This window comes from Dyadobacter sp. HNCC25DJ187 (assembly GCF_056895255.1).
In genome coordinates, this window is record NZ_JBXHAT010000001.1 from 2,411,749 (window position 1) to 2,429,595 (window position 17,847).

Sequence of the window (17,847 nt, forward strand, 5' to 3'; positions counted from 1 at the left end):
GTAAGCGTCAGATACAGTATTTTAATAATCACAGAAACTGTGTATACAAATTTGCATGCTGTTATCTGATTTGTAAAAAGGAATTATACTAAAACGGACAAATTGTGGGTTGAAAAATCAGCTCCAATAAAACCTGTATTGGGCTACGGATTAACACCACAAGCATCATTATTGTTTCCGACCCGCTTCATAATACTCTTTCTGGTTCAATCAGACAGCATTAAAAAGTACAAGAAAAACCCCTTCGGATTTTCTATATCGGGATGTGCATCTTTAAGTGAAGCAGATCCATCAATGTGGGTCCTTCGGAACCATTCCCCGCTAACATGCTGTTAATCAAAAACCCTGGAAGACATTTCTTCCATTTTCATGAACAACTTAAATACAAGTCATTCGTTCAACATGAACGGATTGTTCAGAATCCAGCGTTTTGAACCGGAAATTCTTGTTTAATTAAACGATTCTTCAATGACAAAAGCTCAGGTAGTGTTAATGGCAGTAGTAGTTGCGCTTAGTGCTTCATTCGGTTTCCAAAAAATTGACCATCTTTCTCATTCCCAGTCTGTTTACTCAGATTCTCTAAAAATCAAGTCTGATTCTTTAAAAGCTAAGCCGGAGTGGGTTGCGTTATATGATTCACTGCACCTTGGCGAAAAGGGATTGTCTCAATTAGCATTCAAAGCAGCTTGGTACGGATTTCAAAAAATGGATCTGACCAATCCAATGATGGCTATTGCCGATTTTAGCCAATCGTCGCGAAATAAAAGGTTGTACGTAATTGATATGATCAAAAAGAAGATTGTGATGCATACCTATGTTGCTCATGGTCGGAATTCAGGTAATGAGTTTGCTGAAAAATTTTCCAATAACAATGAGTCCTATCAATCCAGTCTGGGCTTTTACCGCACATTAGGCACTTATATAGGAAAACATGGGCTGTCTCTGCGACTTGAAGGAGTTGAAAAAGGTATCAATGACAGAGCCTTACAACGTGCCATTGTTATGCACGGTGCTGACTATGTCAGTGAATCCTTTATCAGGAATACAGGCCGCCTGGGCCGTAGTTTGGGATGCCCTGCTGTATCCGTCGCTGATAGCAAAACCCTGATTAACATGCTTTATAATGGAGCGGGACTGTTTATTTATTCGCTCGACCAGCAGTATGCAAAAAAATCGCAACTACTGGCCGGACTCACAGACGAGGAAAATAATCAAACCTTGGGTACTCCTCTCTTGTATACATCATCAAAATAGATCAGATCACCTTTCTCGTTACAATCTGCTCCTAAGTAGAACAGAAAGACAGGAATTCGCTTTTGTAATTTATGCCATTTCGGAGGCGTACTTACCGTATCTGGTTCAGTAAGAAAATCGCTGCTTAAAAGCTCAGTCCCTGCCATAAAGTTGGCAAGATCTGTCGGGCGTTCTACACGCACACAACCATGACTTCTGTAGCGGTTTTCGCTTTTAAACAGATACCGTGCATTGGTATCATGCAGATAAATAGCAAGAGGATTCTTGATTTCTACCTTCAGAAGTCCTAGCGAGTTATCCTCCCCTGTTTCCTGACGGAATCGATATGGGAAATTTTCAGCGGATAGTTCATCCCAATCCAGTTCAGACGGATCAACCACTTCGCCCTTCTTGTCAATGACTTCAATCTTATTATTGGAAAGGTAAGACGAGTTCTGCTTCGCTTTTGGCAGAAGCTCTTTAATTGCAATACTCTTGGGCACGTTCCAGTAAGGATGCGTAACAATACTGGTAGCATATGTATCAATAGTAGGTGTTGGAGTATCTTTTTTACCAACAATGGTGCGCATGGTTACTGTACCTTCACCAAGGGAGTCCATTCCTGTAAGATAAGCACCGCGGATATTCACGATGACCATACGCGGGGAACCCTGCGATTGACGGTGAACCCAACGATATGCATTCATACTCTCAGAAACGATAGCAGCACTGTCTTTTTTATTTGATTTGATCAGCCTTGCATAATGGATCTTAAGATTCCGGTAGACAGGAAAAACGGGTTCCAGTCTTTCCATTGCTTTTTCAGGTGACTGTCCTTTTACGAGATCTTCAGCCACCGCTCGCAGAAGCGATGTATCTGCGTTTAGTTTCTTTTCCGTATAGCGAATGGCAGGCTTGTGTCCGTAACCCATTTCTTCGAGCAGACCAAAAACAGGTGCCGTCCCCTCTCCTGATTTAAATTTGTCGGTATTCACTCCGGATAACTCCGCATATTCCAATATTTTGGTATACGTTTTATCCTTGCTTAATTCAGAGGCCAGCTCCTCCTTGGTCATTTTTCCCGGATCCTTTTTACAGGATTGTACCAAGATCAACATACCTACTATAAGAATCGGGACATATCTGAATCGGCCTTGGCCTGAAAACATCTGCATGCGTAATAAAGTTAGTTTCTTATGTTTGTTATGCAACTTCTGTGCTAAGGTTTATATGATACGAAAAGCCTCAATTTCCAGCATTATGAGTATAATAAACGCTTACGTCTGTAGAAATACCCGCACAGGCAGTTTAAAAAGTGTATACCAATTCTACGCCGTGAATGTTTACAATCAATGCATTAGTTTGATGTAACGGCATAAAAAGGGTTGAGCCATAGCGGTTCAACCCTTTTTTTATCAGTTTGCATGACTGTACATCGACAACTTCATCTTATGCCGTAGCTCAATGACGTTGTGTACACCCAATTTTGAAAAAATTTTGGATTTCATCGTGCTTACAGTTGACGACTTAAGGCCCAACTTTTCAGCAATATTGGAAGTTTTTTCTCCTTCACTCACCAGACTCGCAATTTCCGATTCTCTTGCCGACAAACTTGCATGTGTTTTAAAAGCAGGTTTATCCAAAATCAGGTACTCGATGATATTTTCCTGTATTTCCCGACAAACATAATTTTTACCTTTCATTACTGACTCGATACACGTAAGCAATTCCAATTCATTATCTCCTTTAGAGATATATCCGTTCGCCCCGCCTTTGATCAAATTAACCGCATTGCCATAAGTGGCTACCATATCAAATACAATGACAGGTACATTTTCAAATAATTTCTTGACATTTCTACAGAAGTTAAGGCCCCTCAAAGGTTCATTTACCATACCCAACCCCGTGATAATCAAATCAGGAGAAAATTGGGTCAGTTCGCTTTCGTAATCATCTGCGTGATCTGTGTCATAAATGGTAACACCATCGAAATGTAATTCAAGCAAGTGTTTCAAACCCAGCCTGAAAATTACATAATCCTCTATAATGGCAATTTTTAACATAGTAAGTTGTGAATAAGTCTAATTGTACACCTGAAAGGGGGGTAAATCTTTTGAATGATCAGAAAGTGTAAATCAGCCTTTCATCTCCGCAGTTCGTACGCCACTTCCACCTTTATAAATAGTGAATCTACAAATACCGTTCCCGGATAGGGACGATTGGTATAACAACGAAAAACACTTGATGATTATTTAACAGTATTGAAATAATTCATTTCAATGTATTGAGATACAGATTGATAGATTTATATGTATCCATGAAAATAAATTATATAACAGAACTAAAAAGCTAGTAGAAATGTATTACGTGGATGCTATTGCGAATTGATTCTTAACGGCAAAGATCCGGTACTTAAACACTAAAAAATGCGATTATAACGGGGCAAGGTATCTGAGTTGGAATTTGAATTAACTTACTATCCAGCATCCAGAAAAAGCAGAGGAACCAGATGCTGATACCCCGTTTGTATTACATTACTCTTAAACTTCGACAAACAAGGTTTGCAGCGAGGGTAGGGTAAAAATGTTAGAGCCTCACAGAGTAGAGCGGGCATATGGGTACTATTGTCAAGATTTAGAACATAAGCATTGAGTATTACAAGAGTTTGCTGGTCCGAAAGCACAACATGGACATCGGCACCCGGCATCCATGTCGATCTCTAACCAATGTTGCCTGATGACCATGCAACGGAGTGCAAAATAGGATGAATGGGAGAATTTGATAAGTCTGGAAAATAAAAATGTGCTTCGACAAATGTTTTCGTAAGGAGCAAGAACACAAACGATGCATGGAGGTGATCAAGGGAGTATCGAAAAGAAACACAATCTATACTGATCTGTTAAACCAAGACAATTCCGAACCTACCAGGCTCAAATGGCTTTCGACGTCAGAGCATCCTTGTTATACGTAAGTAACATTGAGATCAACACCCGGCACTTGTCACATCTTCGTTTACTGACAGATCTAATTGACAGGCTGGAAAGACTTAATCAGACTTCAATGAGAGGCTTTGGGTTGTGACAAAATGCCACCCAATCTCCCATATAATAAGAAAGCTATGAGGAGTAGGCCCCCATAGCTTATGAATGTTACATCTTTATAAAGCGTTCTATTTGATAATAGTTTTTTTTCTAGGAGCTCTCTTTTTTACTTTTTCTTTGGATTTTACAATCTCATGAACACTTATGGAAGGAAGCAAGTAGCCTCCTAAGGGATTGTTACTTGTAACAAGCTTTAAATAGCTTCTTACTGTTCCTATCAACATCGTGAGCGGTGAAAGGTTAGTCAAATTTTTTATGGCAGTTTCGGTCAGCTCTTCACTTGTTTGAACTCGAAAATAGCCTCCTGCACTAATAGCAATGGAATGTCCAGGAAGTTTATTTTTTCCCCGGTTAATTGATAGCTTGATATACATACCGAACTCACGATCTAGGTTCAAGTTTGGAATGTAATCTAAGTCTATCTCGTATGGTTGATCTTCAATTTCAATACCCGAATCTTCCGGTTGCAAGTCAAATTCATACTGAAAATCAGTAACATAAAACGACTCGAATTTTAATGGTGACAAGTCTACTTTCATTTACTAAGCAGTCATAGGTAAATAAGCATCTTGATAATCGTCATCCACATGCTCTGAAGAAGCATCATTGGAAACTGAACTCCAATCTGGCTTTACTATAGAAAAGATTGAACTCTTTTTATTTTCAAACTTTCTCAGATTGTCAATGATTTCAGAATTGGATTCCTCAATTGTCTGATGTCTAGATGCATTCTTAACGTCAAAAGAAATCTCTAAAACGTTACTGATATGCGCGAGAGTCTCTAAATTAGGAAGTTTGTCTCCTCGAAAGAGCTGTGTAAGCCAGCTACCTGATTTACCAAGCATTTCTGCAAGGCGTTTGCGAGTAATTTCTTTCTCTTCCAGCTCATTGTTGATAATTTCAAGGAACTTAGCGGCAAGTACTAGGGCGTCGACCTTATTTTGATCAGATAGCTCATTTGAAAAAAGATCCGCAAACTCAGCAGATATTTCGATTTTGTTGCCTGCGATCATAATGTATATAGATTGGGGATTGATAGACTATGTATGTTTTGTATGGTATTCAAAAGTTATGCCATACCTTAGCTTTTTTTGTCTGGTAACTTAGGAGAGTATTCATAGCTACCAACTGCTTCTATTTTTGCATTCTCTTTGGCTTTATTTTTTTGACTTTTCTTTTTCTCGTTCAGTACAGCCATGACTACAACATAGCATTGTTCGGGAGTCCTCACCTCTTTGCAGTAAATCCTGTCGTTGCTACCACCTTTAAAAAATTTCATTGCGGTAACATCTTTGCATTGCTTGTTGATATCTTCTTTATCGTATGCGTCTGGTAATCTGATATTTTCAAGAATTATTTTAGCAAGATAGCTAAATCTGTTCCTGTGTGCCGGTGACTGATTAATGTATGCCCATATTTCCTCTCTGTTATCCTCATCTATGAAAATCGCTCTTTTTCGATCATTCGTAGCAGAAACAAACCGACACTCTCTATCCACAACAAAATTAAGCTATAGGTAAATACAATAACAACAATTTCAAAAATATATACTCAACTTTTTCAAAAAAAAATATTACAATGACTTCACAAGCCTCCACTGAAACATAACAAATCTATGCAATTCTGGTAAAAAATCAACCTTTGGGCATTAGGGACATCTCATTGTTTCCGAATTCCTAAACAACACCAATAAAATTTTAGATGCTAGTATGGTGGATTTTTTGTGTGTCTTAAAGTAAATTTCTAGCTCAGCAAGACTTTGAAGGGTAAACTCCTCTATTTCATGTTGATTAAAATCAGGTTCTGGTTAGCGGTGCCCTTTTGGAAGAGGTATCCGTACATTGTATCGATGCGTCCCAGCATACTTCTTCTTTACATAGTTGGATTCGCGATAATTTTCACACTTATCGTCACAGCCAACATGACATGGCTTCATAGAGTGGGTGCTGATATGTTTCCCAAAGCGAGCTTTCCATATTTGGAAGAATCATTAAAAGTTATTGGCGGAACATTCGTTGGAGGTTTATTAGCTGTCATGATCACTAACTCTTGGCAACAGAAAAGCATCGGTTTGGAAATGCTTAAGGAGTTAAACTCACCCGAGTTTATGGCTGTTAGAAATGCCCTCAGCACTCAAATGAGAGTATCTCGTACGCGTAAGATCGAACTTGATAATCTTCACACATGGTTTCCTTGCAATCACCCCGAGAGTCCAGATATGCCAATTATAGTAGAAACAAATGAAACTTTCATACGAAATCATGCACTTGCGAGCATGGTCTATTTTGTTGTTCGGATGTCCAATTATGCTAGAAATGGAATGCTGAACGTTTATATGACTCAACATCTATTTGCAGTTTTCTTCGTACACTACCGAGAGGTGGTTCTTGAATTTGCGGAAGCTATGGAGATGTATCTGGAAAATTACTACTTGACTGATAAATCTAGCGATCATCCAGAGGTCAAGAGCAGGATGTGGGTACGCCGTATTGAAGACTTACGATACTTTTTTGAAATACTATCGCTAAGTAGCTCTCTAGATACTGGAAATATCAAATACGAATACAAATACTTCTTTAGCTTAATTAAAAGAGAGGTTCCAGGACAGGGAAGTCCCTGTGTTGCAGAGATGAATCTCGGTGAAATTAAAAGCTAAAACTAAGATTATGGTTATTGGAAGGTAGAGGGACGAACTTTAAGAAACTTGCTAACTAGAAAGCCACACGAGTGTTCTATGCCAATACATTCGACGAATGTCTACGGCGATAACGTGTAAGTAAACAACAGTTATTCGTTGATGGGAGAGTATTATTTGGTGATGTATGGGAATATTGATGATGTAGGCTCATTCTCGACTGACGCTGTTCTTGTATAAGGACGTAGATAAAAAGGAGTATTGAAAATATGATTCCGAAAGAGCTGCTCATGAAAATTGTTTCATTCCAGGATACATCGCCGATCACAACAGAAAAAGCATAACCGCTAATCCAACCGCATAGAAAGAATAGAAGCACTGACATAAGCAATATCTTAGTATTGGCGGACATGATTACACTATGAGAAAATGAATTTGTTGATTAAGTAATACTCGCGATGCCTGACATAGACCGTGAAGATATCGTCATGCTTACCCATAATTATCCAACTCCGTACGAAATATTATAATTCTGAAATTCTCCTAAGCAGGTATATGAATATACACATCTAATCAATAAAAAACTCCTGCCGCTAAATTAGCCCCCATATTGTCATATTTTAGTATCTATTGAGTCACCTCCATAAGTTCAACGGGACTCGAACGGCACCGACCGACTGGTTATCAAGAGTTTAAAACAGGCTCGTGTAAGACTCTATTATCGCGCGGCGAACGTTCTGTCAACAGAATATGTATTTAAACAAAAAAGGCCAGGCTAATGCCTGACCTCCAGTGACCGCGACGGGAATCGAACCCATATCTAGAGTTTAGGAAACTCCTATTCTATCCGTTGAACTACGCAGTCTTTAATTTCATAATCTCCCTGGTGACCGCGACGGGAATCGAAGGTGAATGCACCCCCAGCCATATCTAGAGTTTTCTCCGGGCTCGCGTACGACACTCCCTATCGCACGGCGACCTTCGTTGAACTACGCAGTCTGTCAGCTTTGCGCTGGTAGCTATGCCCCATGCCCTCTGCCTTTTTTCCGGGGTGCAAAAATGCGAAATAAGCGTTGAAATTACAAACGCTTATTCTTCTACATTTTCAACAGGTGTATAACCCAGATCCAGCCAGTTCGGATAGATCACGAAATGTTTCGCTTTTACTAATCTGAAAATCGCTTCGCGCAGCTCATCAATGTTCTCTTTTTTCTCTGCCGATACGAATACTACATTTTCACCTTTATCGGCTACATAGCTTCTTTTCAGCTGTTCAAGTATACTTTCAGGTGACAATACCGGTTGCTCTTCTTCTTCCAGCTCCTCATCATTGAAAGCCGGTTTATAAAGATCAATCTTATTGAATACCAGAATAGTTGGCTTATCCGCAGCACCGATCTCCACCAGTGTTTTGTTTACCACATCCAGATGTTCTTCAAACGACGCGTGGGAAATATCCACAACGTGCATCAATATATCTGCCTCGCGTACCTCATCCAGCGTGGATTTGAAAGACTCGATCAGCGTAGTGGGCAGTTTACGTATAAATCCAACTGTATCGGTAAGCAAAAACGGAATATTTTCCATGTTCACTTTTCTCACCGTAGAATCCACTGTGGCAAATAGTTTGTTTTCGGCAAATACATCTGCTTTGGACAAGCTCCGCATCAGCGTCGATTTACCTACGTTGGTATATCCCACAATCGCTACGCGCACGAGTCTGTCGCGCTCTTTCCGGCGGGTCGTGCTTTGGCGGTCTACCTTTTCCAGTTTTTCTTTCAAAAAGGCAATCCGGTCTTTTACAATACGTCTATCCGTTTCAAGTTCCGTTTCCCCCGGTCCACGCATACCCACTCCTGCACCAGACTGGCGGCTAAGGTGAGTCCAAAGACGTGTCAATCGTGGGTACATGTATTGATATTGAGCCAGCTCCACCTGCAACTTCGACTGAGCCGTTTGTGCACGCATGGCAAATATATCCAGGATCAGTAAGCTCCTGTCAATCACCTTAATATCCTTAAATACTGCTTCCAAGTTACGTACCTGTGAGGGGGTCAGATCGTCATCATAAATGATCATATCCACCGGATTGGCCGTTACAAAAATCAGTATTTCTTCAAGTTTCCCTTTTCCTGTGTAGGTTTTAATATCGGCCCGCTCCAGGTTCTGCGTAAAAGTCTTTACCGTTTTCACCTCCAGTGTGCTGGCCAGAAAGGCAAGCTCATCCAGATACTCCTGGGTTTTTACAGCGGTCTGTTTCTGTGTACTTACAGCTACCAATACGGCTGTTTCTTTTTCGACTGCGGTCGAATACAACTTCTTCTTTTCAATCATGCACTAGTCTTTATATAATTTTTAACGGCAGCACATCTGCCATTTCTCGTTCCAAAGTGTAGATTGGCAACGGTTTAAAGGTATCAAAAGTTCATAACCCCTGGTGGTGAAGGTACATTTTCCATTTTTATAAATCCAGTATTTTGTTTGAATAATTAAATCGCTCTTTACTACCTTTGCCAAAATTCTGAGCAATCATGTCGATTCTTTGCACCGGTCATATCTAACTGACCTCCTTCTTTTTCTCCGTAGACCGGAGCTTTTTACGAAAGACAGTCCTTCTCTGCCTGTTAACAATTACACATCTAAGCAATTTCATCCATGAAAAAGTGGTTTCAGCTACTTCGGCAGGCACTTAGTGGTTCCGAAGAAAGTTTTACCCAGGGTAGTATCAACCGCGCTATATTTCTGCTGTCCGTTCCGATGATCCTTGAAATGATCATGGAATCGCTCTTTGCTGTTGTAGATATCTTTTTTGTATCGAAGGTAAGCATTGAAGCCGTTGCTACTGTAGGTCTTACCGAGTCGGTCGTGACGCTGATTTATTCCGTAGCCATTGGATTGAGTACTGCAGCAACAGCCACCATTGCACGGCGTATCGGAGAAAACAATGTAGCACAAGCCAGACGGGCCATCGGCCAGGTCATTTTACTGTCGCTGGCGATCTCGATCGTGATAGCCATGCTGGGTTCCGTATTTGCCGGAGATATTTTGAGTCTCATGGGTGCGGATCCTAAAGTAATAGCAGTAGGTACCACTTTTGCAAGAATACAATTTATCAGCAGTCCGGTGGTGGTGCTGCTTTACTCACTCAGTGGTGCTTTGCGTGGAGCAGGCGCGGCAGCTACAGCTATGCGTTCGCTGATGATTGCCAACGGTTTCAATATGCTGCTCGGTCCAATGCTGATTTTCGGTGTCGGTCCTTTCCCCGAATTGGGTGTTACAGGTGCAGCCATTGCCACTGCCATCGGCCGGACCATCGGTGTGAGTTATCAGCTTTATTCTTTGGTGAAGGCAAACAAAATACTCCAGCTGATCTGGGCTGATCTTCGTCCGCACCGTGAAACCATCAAAACGATCGTCGAAGTAGCAACCGGAGGAACGGTTCAGTTTCTGATATCTTCCGCCAGCTGGATTTTCCTGACCCGCATTCTTGCAGAGTTTGGTAGTGATGTAGTGGCCGGTTACACGATTGCCATTCGCGTGATTATGTTCACCCTGCTGCCCGCATGGGGACTTGCCAATGCGGCGGCAACACTGGTAGGGCAAAACCTGGGAGCCAACCAGCCCGAGCGAGCCGAAACATCCGTGTGGCGCTGTGCGCTTTTCAATCTGGTATTTCTGGTGAGTTTATCCATAATGATGGCGATCTGGGCCGGGAACATCATTGGCTGGTTCACAACTGATGCTGACGCGATTGAAACCGGGAAACTGGCTTTGCGTGTACTTTGCATTGGGTTTGGCTTTTATGCCTATACCATGGTAGTAATTCAATCGCTCAACGGAGCGGGCGATACCAAAACGCCGACAGTCCTGAACCTGCTTTGCTTCTGGCTCTTCCAGATTCCTCTGGCTTATCTGCTGGCTGTGGTGTGGAAAATGGGACCGCTGGGTGTGTTCATCGCCGTTCCGGCCGCCGAAGCTCTATTGGCCGTACTCGGAATATGGAGGTTCCGGCTCGGGCACTGGAAATCGGTAAAAGTATAGTGATATAGTCTCTGACGAGTATCCGGAATAGGGCCAGTTAGAAATACCGGTACCTTTATTCCTATTTTTGTTGATCAACACCAGACAAAGCCGGAATGCATAAAACTTTACGAACCATCTGTATTGTAGCCATTTCTTTTCTGGCATACCATATTCTGTTTCAATACTTCGGTGAAATCAAGTCGGCACTTGATACGATCACCCGGCTGGGGCTGCTCAGCTACTGTTTCACTTATGCGCTTACAGGCGTACCTCTTTTTGCAGGTACCTATGTGCTGAAAACCAGAGTTGGTATTTTTTCAGAGTTGGGGTTGTCGGGAAATCTTGGTAAAGCTTTTTCTATTGCCCTTCTTTTCAGCTTACCGATGTTCATTGGTGGGTTTTTCTTTTTTGATTTCAACCCCAGACAGGAACTTCAGCAGCTCATAGCAAGCACATTTGTGGCTGGCTTTGTAGAAGAGCTATACTTTCGCGGCTTTCTTTACGGACTCTTGTATCGGTACAGCCGACTGGGTTTTATTCCCTCTATTGTACTCGGAGCAGTTATTTTTGCATCCGGACATTTATATCAGAGTCAGGATATAGGTGAATTGACGGGAATCTTTCTGGTTACATTCAGCGGAGCTTGTCTCTTTGCCTGGTTATATACCGAATGGAATGATAATTTGTGGGTTCCCATTTTTTTGCATACACTGATGAACCTGAGCTGGTCGCTTTTTGAAATGGATCACAGTGCCTTGGGTAATGTTCCGGCAAATGTGCTCAGAGGTTGCACCATCGCACTCGCTATTGTGTTTACCATTTTATACAAGCGCCACACACATCAAAAACTAACTATAAACAGCAATACAATATTCATCAAAAAAGAAGATGACGTGTAAGGTTGAACATAAAGCAGCACCTCGTCAGAACTGATTTACAAACTTTTACCTGTTATGAAGATTGAACAAATATATACCGGTTGTCTGGCTCAGGGAGCTTATTTTATCGTATCCAACGGTGAAGCCGCAGTCATTGATCCTTTGCGGGAAGTACAGCCCTATATCAATAAAGCGGACAAAGTAGGCGCAAAAATCAAGTATGTTTTTGAAACCCATTTTCATGCTGATTTTGTATCCGGACATATTGATCTGGCTGAAAAAACCGGCGCTACCATTGTATATGGCCCTAATGCACAAACAGGCTTCCAGGCGCATATTGCGAAAGATGGTGAAGTATTTCACATAGGAGATATTACTATAAAAGCGCTGCATACACCTGGCCATACATTGGAATCAACCAGCTATCTGCTGCTCGACGAAGCAGAAAAACCGGTTGCCCTTTTCAGTGGGGATACATTGTTTATTGGTGATGTAGGCCGACCGGATCTGGCTCAGAAAGGTGATCTGAAGATGAACGATCTGGCAGGAATGCTGTATGATAGTCTGCGTACCAAGATCATGATGCTACCCGACGATGTAATCGTATACCCGGCGCATGGAGCGGGATCAGCTTGCGGGAAGAACATGAGTAAGGAGACTTCGGACACACTCGGGAATCAGAAACTGTTCAATTATGCGCTGAGGGCTGATATGACCAAAGAAGAATTTATCAGTGAAGTAACTGACGGACTCACAGAACCGCCTCAGTATTTCCCTGAGAATGTGAGAATGAACAGGGATGGCTATGAAAGTATTGATGATGTGATGGAACGTGGCGACCAGGCTCTTTCTCCCGAAGCTTTTGAAGCGAAAGCCAATAATACCGGAGCACTCGTACTTGATACCCGCAAAGCTTCGGAGTTCGCAGAAGGTTTTATACCTAATTCCATTAATATTGGTATCGACGGTGGCTTTGCGCCATGGGTAGGTGCGCTTGTACCGGATTTAAAACAACAGCTGCTTATCGTGGTAGAGCCGGGAAGAGAAGAGGAGGTGGTTACCAGACTTGCCCGTGTGGGTTACGATTTCGCGATCGGTTACCTGAATGGCGGTTTTGATGCTTGGAAAGAAGCCGGAAAAGAAACGGATACTGTGATTTCCATTTCTGCTGAGGAATTCGCCGATCATTATAAAACAGGAAATATACAGGTAATCGATGTCAGGAAACCGGATGAATTTGAATCTGGTCATATTAAAGATGCCGAAAATCTTCCTTTGGACAACCTGAACGACTTGATGGATCAATTCCCTAAAAACGAAATGCTTTACATCCATTGTGCAGGAGGCTATCGCTCCATGATTGCAGCATCCATCCTGAAATCACGCGGTTTTGAAGATGTTGTTAACATTGAAGGCGGGTATGGCGAAGTGGCTAAAACAGATGTTCCCTTAGTTTCCTGATCAAACTAAACAGCTACAATATGGATTGGATAGAGCTTTTGCGTAAACCCTGGCCATGGTATGTGGCGGGTCCATTAATAGGACTCACTGTACCTGTATTGCTCCTTTTGGGTAACAAATCGTTCGGAATTTCTTCTTCGCTTCGGCATATTTGTGCGGCCGTGATCCCTGCCAATATTCCTTTCTTTCAATATGACTGGAAAAAAGAAATATGGAATTTGTTCTTCGTGGGAGGTATTACCATCGGAGGATTTGTTGCCACTTTCTGGCTATCCAATCCTGATCAGATCGTCATTTCGACCTCCACACAGCAAGCACTGGCTCAGCTCGGCGTTACCGATTTTAGAGGCTTAATGCCACTTGACCTCTTTTCAGTCCAAAATATTCTCTCCGTAAAAGGGCTGATATTTATGGTATTGGGAGGATTTCTGGTTGGGTTAGGAACGCGTTATGCCGGTGGATGTACTTCCGGACACGCCATCATGGGGCTAAGTAATCTGCAATGGCCATCGTTGGTGGCGACCATCAGTTTCATGATCGGAGGATTTGCATGCACGCATTTACTGTTCCCGGTTTTATTTCAACTCGTCAAATAGCTCACCATGAAAAGCACTTATTCGGAACCCGGGAGTTTGTCAAAAAGCGGACAGGAGGATTTTGACGGAACCAATCAACAAGAGAAACCGGAACATATTTTTTCCAATAGCAAATACCTGCTGGTAGGCGTTATGTTCGGCATTGTGTTCGTGAAAGCCGAAATCGTTTCCTGGTTTCGCATTCAGGAAATGTTTCGGTTTGATTCCTTCCACATGTATGGTGTAATTGGTTCTGCAGTATTGGTAGGATTGATTTCTGTGCAATTGATCAAACGATTCAAGGTCAGCACAATGGATGGGGAAGAGGTCGATATTCCCGGGAAGACTTTTAACAAAGGGCAGATATACGGCGGGCTACTTTTTGGTATAGGATGGGCTATCACCGGCGCATGCCCTGGCCCCTTGTTCGCTCAGATCGGAAGTGGATTTCTGGCGATTATCATCACACTGCTCAGTGCTATTGCAGGAACCTGGACTTACGGATTACTCAGATCCAGGCTCCCGCATTGATTATGACTTTTTCGCTACTACATACAGTTGCTCGTCTCCCAACTGAAACGGGTCTGCTTCCAGGTTGGCAAATGTAGCTGTAACTTCAAAACCAGCCTTAGCCAGCATGGCACAAAGCTCAGAAAGTGTATAAATGTATTGCCGCACGGCATAGGTTTTCTTCTCAGTACCTGATATAAAAGTCTGCTCGGCTTCGATATAGCCACCTTCCGCATTGTACTCATTTTGAGCCAGGTAGTAGATATCTCCCTGAACCGGCATCCAGTTTCTGGTTTGAAAATGGGGCAAAATACTTTCAGCAATATGTTCGGTATGGATTGCAAAATACCCGCCCGGCAACAGTACATCCGAAACCTGCTGGATAAGCCGCTGCATATCGCCACGTGGAAAAAAGCTGAAACTGTTACCGAAACAGTATACCGAATTGAACTGTCTCGTTCCAAAATCATGATCCAGCACATCATCACAAATCACCTCAATAGGAAGCTTTTCTTTCCTTGCCACTGCGCTTAATTCGTCACAGTATTCGGATGAAATATCAATACAAGTGACATCTATACCGGCCATGGCCAATGGAATGGCATGCCGTCCGTAACCCGAAAGCAGATCGAGTACTTTCTGATCTTCGTGCATTTCGAGTACATCTTTAAGAAAATCGACTTCGTATTCCGTATACTCTTCGTCCTGATGTAACTTCCAGGCGCGCTGAGGTAATCCTTTAAAATAGTTATGATACCAAGCCAATGTTGTCGCTGATTAAATATGGAGCTGCAAAGGTACTGAGAAATGGGAAGATTGGGAGGGAGGATCAAACCCAATTTAAAACAGAATAAACTATCTTAGTAACGAAACATAGGAAATACACAAAGGCTATGTGTTATGCTTAGACATGAGCAATACAGCCTTCATTCGTTCTGAATACATTTCTTCCATTTTAATAAATAGAACCGTATTTACCGCTACAAAAACAACGACAAACCAAAATCCGTAGTAATTGCTGATCCACGTTGAAGCTCCCCAAGTATGAATCATTACAATAAATAATACGAATGTTTTCAAATGCCTGGTTGGTAAGTAAAAACCAATAAGACCAATTAAAATAGGCCAGGCAATAGAAATTATGAATATGCCCGAAACATGGTATTCCATAAATGCTGCACCTATGGGATTACCTTCATTAGCAGCACTCAGATTCCCACTCCAATACTCAGCTTTTTGTTTAACAATAGTTATTGTCTCATCAAATAAACAAGCCCAAAAAGCTGGTATGAGCATAAGCATTTTATTTCTAAACATCCTTTTACGTATATAGTTTTCGTAATATACTAAAAGATGACTTCAACATCCAAAGCAGCAATTAGAATGCATAATATACCCTCACATCCCCATCCTCCCCGGCGTCACCCTTAAATAAACCTGCCCTGAAAGCGGCGCTGTTCCATACACTGATTTTAGGAATGAATCTGTGGCATAGACACCGATCTGGGCGCCTGCCTGCACCAGTGTATTACTGAATGAAGCGACCTGCCGGTTCAAACCCAAAGAAAACAATGACACAGGCAACACATCTTTTCCTGGAAGTTCCGCCCCCATTATACCCAACTCGCTAAAGCTCTTCTGAACGAATTCATAACGACCATATACCGCCCATTTATTAAGCTGCAAATTAGATTCTGCGAGCAGGGAATGTTCATTATGTCCTTCGGAACTATTGTAACCCCATACCAGCGAAGATGCCACCCATTTGTTATGGCCCGTCAATTTGCCCGAATGCTGCACAGAAGCTGTCGTACGATTGACGTTATGTTCGGGATGACTGATTTCCGGACTTTTGATAAAACCGCGGGATGCTTGCAGAGCCCAGTTTTTAGAAGGATTGAACAGTAACCGGTAGCTGTAAGAATCAAACCGGGGCTTGTCAAAATTGAAGCGATTTTCATCAGGCTCTCTTCCTGTAAAGCTGGAAGCTTCCAGTTTAAATTTCCCATAGCGAACACCAGCCGTCACCACCCCAAAAGTGATGTGCGTTGCATCCTGCCAATGATGACCCAGTACTGCATCCGGATTATTGAAGGCAGACATCCTGTGCATAAAGGCAGTCGGCCCCAAAGCCGGTTCACCAGGATATCCGGCATAAATCGTTAAATCTAATTTGTCATTAATGCGCTGCGTATACCCTACAGCCAGTTCCGAAATTAAGTCATGTGGATGCTGCCGATCAATCAGCGGACTACCCTGCCAGGTTTCACCGGACTGAAACAATAATGGATATCCTGCCCCTCCATCCGTAAGGCGATCCAATGAAACCATCGCTCTGAAGGTCAGTAAACCATTTTTTCCAACCTGTCGCTGCGCCATTCCCATCACCCAGTTGGGAAAACTGAATTTGGCATCGGCTCCTTTTCTATCACCATTATTGAAATTCTGGGAAGTATAGCGCAGGAAGAGGCTACCATGCAACATGTAGTTCCATTTGTTGCTATGCTTCATGTAGGCATACATAGGCGTGGCGTCGGGCTGCCAGCCTGTACCCGAGCCATTTCTGGTCATAGGCAAACTTAGCGAAAAATTATGCGTCATGCTGTGACCTCCATGATGATCCTCACGATTGCCGTGTGCTGCACTATCTGGTTTGGCGTGCCCGGAGTGCATGTCTTGCCTGCTGGTTGTATCCGGCTTGGTATGATGCTCATGCTGAGCCCATACAGGCAATGCGGTAGCCACCATACCAGTCAAAACCAATATGCTCAATTGCTTTTTCATACAAAAGTTGTTTAGAACTTAATGCGCTGCAGCTGTTTTACGGCAGCAACTTGGCAGTTTATCGTGTGCTTTCATATTGGCCGTTTGCCCATCTGCATCGTAACCCGTATTGATAATAATATCCCGAATAGCTTCCGGACTGGTTTTATTTGGGTTATACTTTACCGTCACGGTTTTGTCTTTCAAATCCAGATTCGACTCTTTCACACCCTTGGAAAGACCCAAAGTACGTTCAATACGTGCCTTGCACATCGAACACACAGCAGTAGTTTTGATCTTAATTTCTTTATCGCCATCAGCCATGGCAACATTAAAAATCATGAGTAAGGCGGCTGCGAATGATATGATTTTATTTTTCATGGTTATCGATTTAAGTTTGACAATACATTAATGTGCATGACTGGTTGAGTCTGTTTCAGCCAGCGCAATTTCCTGCAATTCCATTTTACAAACCGGACATGTACCAGCTTGTTCGTAGGTTTTTTCCCCTTCACATTTCATGGGGCAACCATATACTTTTGCGTGTGCAGTTTCAACTGCGGATTCTGTCTTCTCTGCTTTTTCAGAATTCCCCGCACAAGCAGTGAAAAGCAACATCATAGAGGCATAAATCAATTTGTTCATATATGTGAGTTTTAAGGATGAAT

18 protein-coding genes and 1 tRNA gene are annotated in these 17,847 nt (G+C 42.3%); 7 read left to right on the forward strand and 12 right to left on the reverse strand.

All coding sequences use genetic code 11. The features are described from left to right. Positions 1-468: 468 nt before the first annotated feature. Positions 469-1,254: a murein L,D-transpeptidase catalytic domain family protein gene (locus AC1XUE_RS10095; protein ID WP_483355805.1), complete on the forward strand. Its 786-nt coding sequence runs from the start codon at positions 469-471 to the stop codon at positions 1,252-1,254. Here the strand turns inward: AC1XUE_RS10095 and AC1XUE_RS10100 are convergent. The 5 genes from AC1XUE_RS10100 to AC1XUE_RS10120 form a co-directional block, all read right to left on the reverse strand. Then, a complete protein-coding gene (locus AC1XUE_RS10100; RefSeq protein WP_483355806.1) occupies positions 1,212-2,408 on the reverse strand; it encodes a L,D-transpeptidase family protein in 1,197 nt (398 codons plus the stop codon). The two genes, AC1XUE_RS10095 and AC1XUE_RS10100, sit on opposite strands and share 43 nt — an antisense overlap. 240 nt (positions 2,409-2,648) lie before the next feature. Continuing rightward, positions 2,649-3,296, reverse strand: coding sequence for a LuxR C-terminal-related transcriptional regulator (locus AC1XUE_RS10105; protein ID WP_483355807.1), 648 nt, complete (start codon positions 3,294-3,296; stop codon positions 2,649-2,651). Between the two features lie 1,106 nt (positions 3,297-4,402). Continuing rightward, positions 4,403-4,873, reverse strand: coding sequence for a hypothetical protein (locus tag AC1XUE_RS10110; protein WP_483355808.1), 471 nt, complete (start codon positions 4,871-4,873; stop codon positions 4,403-4,405). 3 nt (positions 4,874-4,876) lie between these two features. Further along, entirely contained in the window at positions 4,877-5,347 is a 471-nt protein-coding gene (locus AC1XUE_RS10115; RefSeq protein ID WP_483355809.1) for a helix-turn-helix domain-containing protein, read from the reverse strand. 68 nt (positions 5,348-5,415) lie between these two features. Further along, the gene (locus tag AC1XUE_RS10120; protein WP_483355810.1) at positions 5,416-5,832 is read right to left on the reverse strand and encodes a hypothetical protein; all 417 of its coding nucleotides are present in this window, start codon (positions 5,830-5,832) and stop codon (positions 5,416-5,418) included. Between the two features lie 423 nt (positions 5,833-6,255). On the opposite strand from AC1XUE_RS10120, the gene AC1XUE_RS10125 reads away from it, so the two are divergent. Beyond that, positions 6,256-6,990 carry a hypothetical protein gene (locus AC1XUE_RS10125; protein ID WP_483355811.1) on the forward strand — a complete coding sequence of 245 codons (735 nt, stop codon included), beginning with the start codon at positions 6,256-6,258 and terminating at the stop codon, positions 6,988-6,990. Between the two features lie 772 nt (positions 6,991-7,762). On the opposite strand, the gene AC1XUE_RS10130 is transcribed toward AC1XUE_RS10125, so the two are convergent. Both AC1XUE_RS10130 and hflX read right to left on the reverse strand, forming a co-directional pair. Then, positions 7,763-7,834: transfer RNA gene (locus AC1XUE_RS10130), tRNA-Arg, on the reverse strand. Between the two features lie 224 nt (positions 7,835-8,058). Then, positions 8,059-9,303, reverse strand: a complete 1,245-nt coding sequence (hflX, locus tag AC1XUE_RS10135; RefSeq protein ID WP_483355812.1) for a GTPase HflX — start codon at positions 9,301-9,303, stop codon at positions 8,059-8,061. A 321-nt stretch (positions 9,304-9,624) separates the two neighbouring features. Here hflX and AC1XUE_RS10140 point away from each other — a divergent pair, with 321 nt between their 5' ends. The 5 genes from AC1XUE_RS10140 to AC1XUE_RS10160 all read left to right on the forward strand — a co-directional run bounded on the left by AC1XUE_RS10140 (position 9,625) and on the right by AC1XUE_RS10160 (position 14,437). Then, positions 9,625-11,010 carry an MATE family efflux transporter gene (locus AC1XUE_RS10140; RefSeq protein WP_483355813.1) on the forward strand — a complete coding sequence of 462 codons (1,386 nt, stop codon included), beginning with the start codon at positions 9,625-9,627 and terminating at the stop codon, positions 11,008-11,010. A gap of 95 nt (positions 11,011-11,105) precedes the next feature. After that, on the forward strand, positions 11,106-11,891 hold the full coding sequence (locus AC1XUE_RS10145) for a CPBP family intramembrane glutamic endopeptidase (RefSeq protein ID WP_483355814.1): 786 nt from the start codon (positions 11,106-11,108) through the stop codon (positions 11,889-11,891). Positions 11,892-11,945: 54 nt separating this feature from the next. Then, the gene (locus AC1XUE_RS10150; protein WP_483355815.1) at positions 11,946-13,331 is read left to right on the forward strand and encodes an MBL fold metallo-hydrolase; all 1,386 of its coding nucleotides are present in this window, start codon (positions 11,946-11,948) and stop codon (positions 13,329-13,331) included. Positions 13,332-13,351: 20 nt separating this feature from the next. Next, the gene (locus AC1XUE_RS10155; RefSeq protein ID WP_483355816.1) at positions 13,352-13,927 is read left to right on the forward strand and encodes a YeeE/YedE family protein; all 576 of its coding nucleotides are present in this window, start codon (positions 13,352-13,354) and stop codon (positions 13,925-13,927) included. A gap of 6 nt (positions 13,928-13,933) precedes the next feature. Then, on the forward strand, positions 13,934-14,437 hold the full coding sequence (locus AC1XUE_RS10160) for a DUF6691 family protein (RefSeq protein ID WP_483355817.1): 504 nt from the start codon (positions 13,934-13,936) through the stop codon (positions 14,435-14,437). On the opposite strand, the gene AC1XUE_RS10165 is transcribed toward AC1XUE_RS10160, so the two are convergent. The 5 genes from AC1XUE_RS10165 to AC1XUE_RS10185 form a co-directional block, all read right to left on the reverse strand. Further along, entirely contained in the window at positions 14,438-15,181 is a 744-nt protein-coding gene (locus AC1XUE_RS10165) for a class I SAM-dependent methyltransferase (protein ID WP_483355818.1), read from the reverse strand. Between the two features lie 126 nt (positions 15,182-15,307). After that, entirely contained in the window at positions 15,308-15,733 is a 426-nt protein-coding gene (locus AC1XUE_RS10170; RefSeq protein ID WP_483355819.1) for a hypothetical protein, read from the reverse strand. Between the two features lie 81 nt (positions 15,734-15,814). After that, positions 15,815-17,200, reverse strand: coding sequence for a hypothetical protein (locus tag AC1XUE_RS10175; RefSeq protein ID WP_483355820.1), 1,386 nt, complete (start codon positions 17,198-17,200; stop codon positions 15,815-15,817). An 18-nt stretch (positions 17,201-17,218) separates the two neighbouring features. Then, positions 17,219-17,560, reverse strand: coding sequence for a heavy-metal-associated domain-containing protein (locus AC1XUE_RS10180; RefSeq protein WP_483355821.1), 342 nt, complete (start codon positions 17,558-17,560; stop codon positions 17,219-17,221). A gap of 27 nt (positions 17,561-17,587) precedes the next feature. Then, on the reverse strand, positions 17,588-17,824 hold the full coding sequence (locus AC1XUE_RS10185) for a heavy metal-binding domain-containing protein (RefSeq protein ID WP_483355822.1): 237 nt from the start codon (positions 17,822-17,824) through the stop codon (positions 17,588-17,590). Positions 17,825-17,847 lie beyond the last annotated feature (23 nt).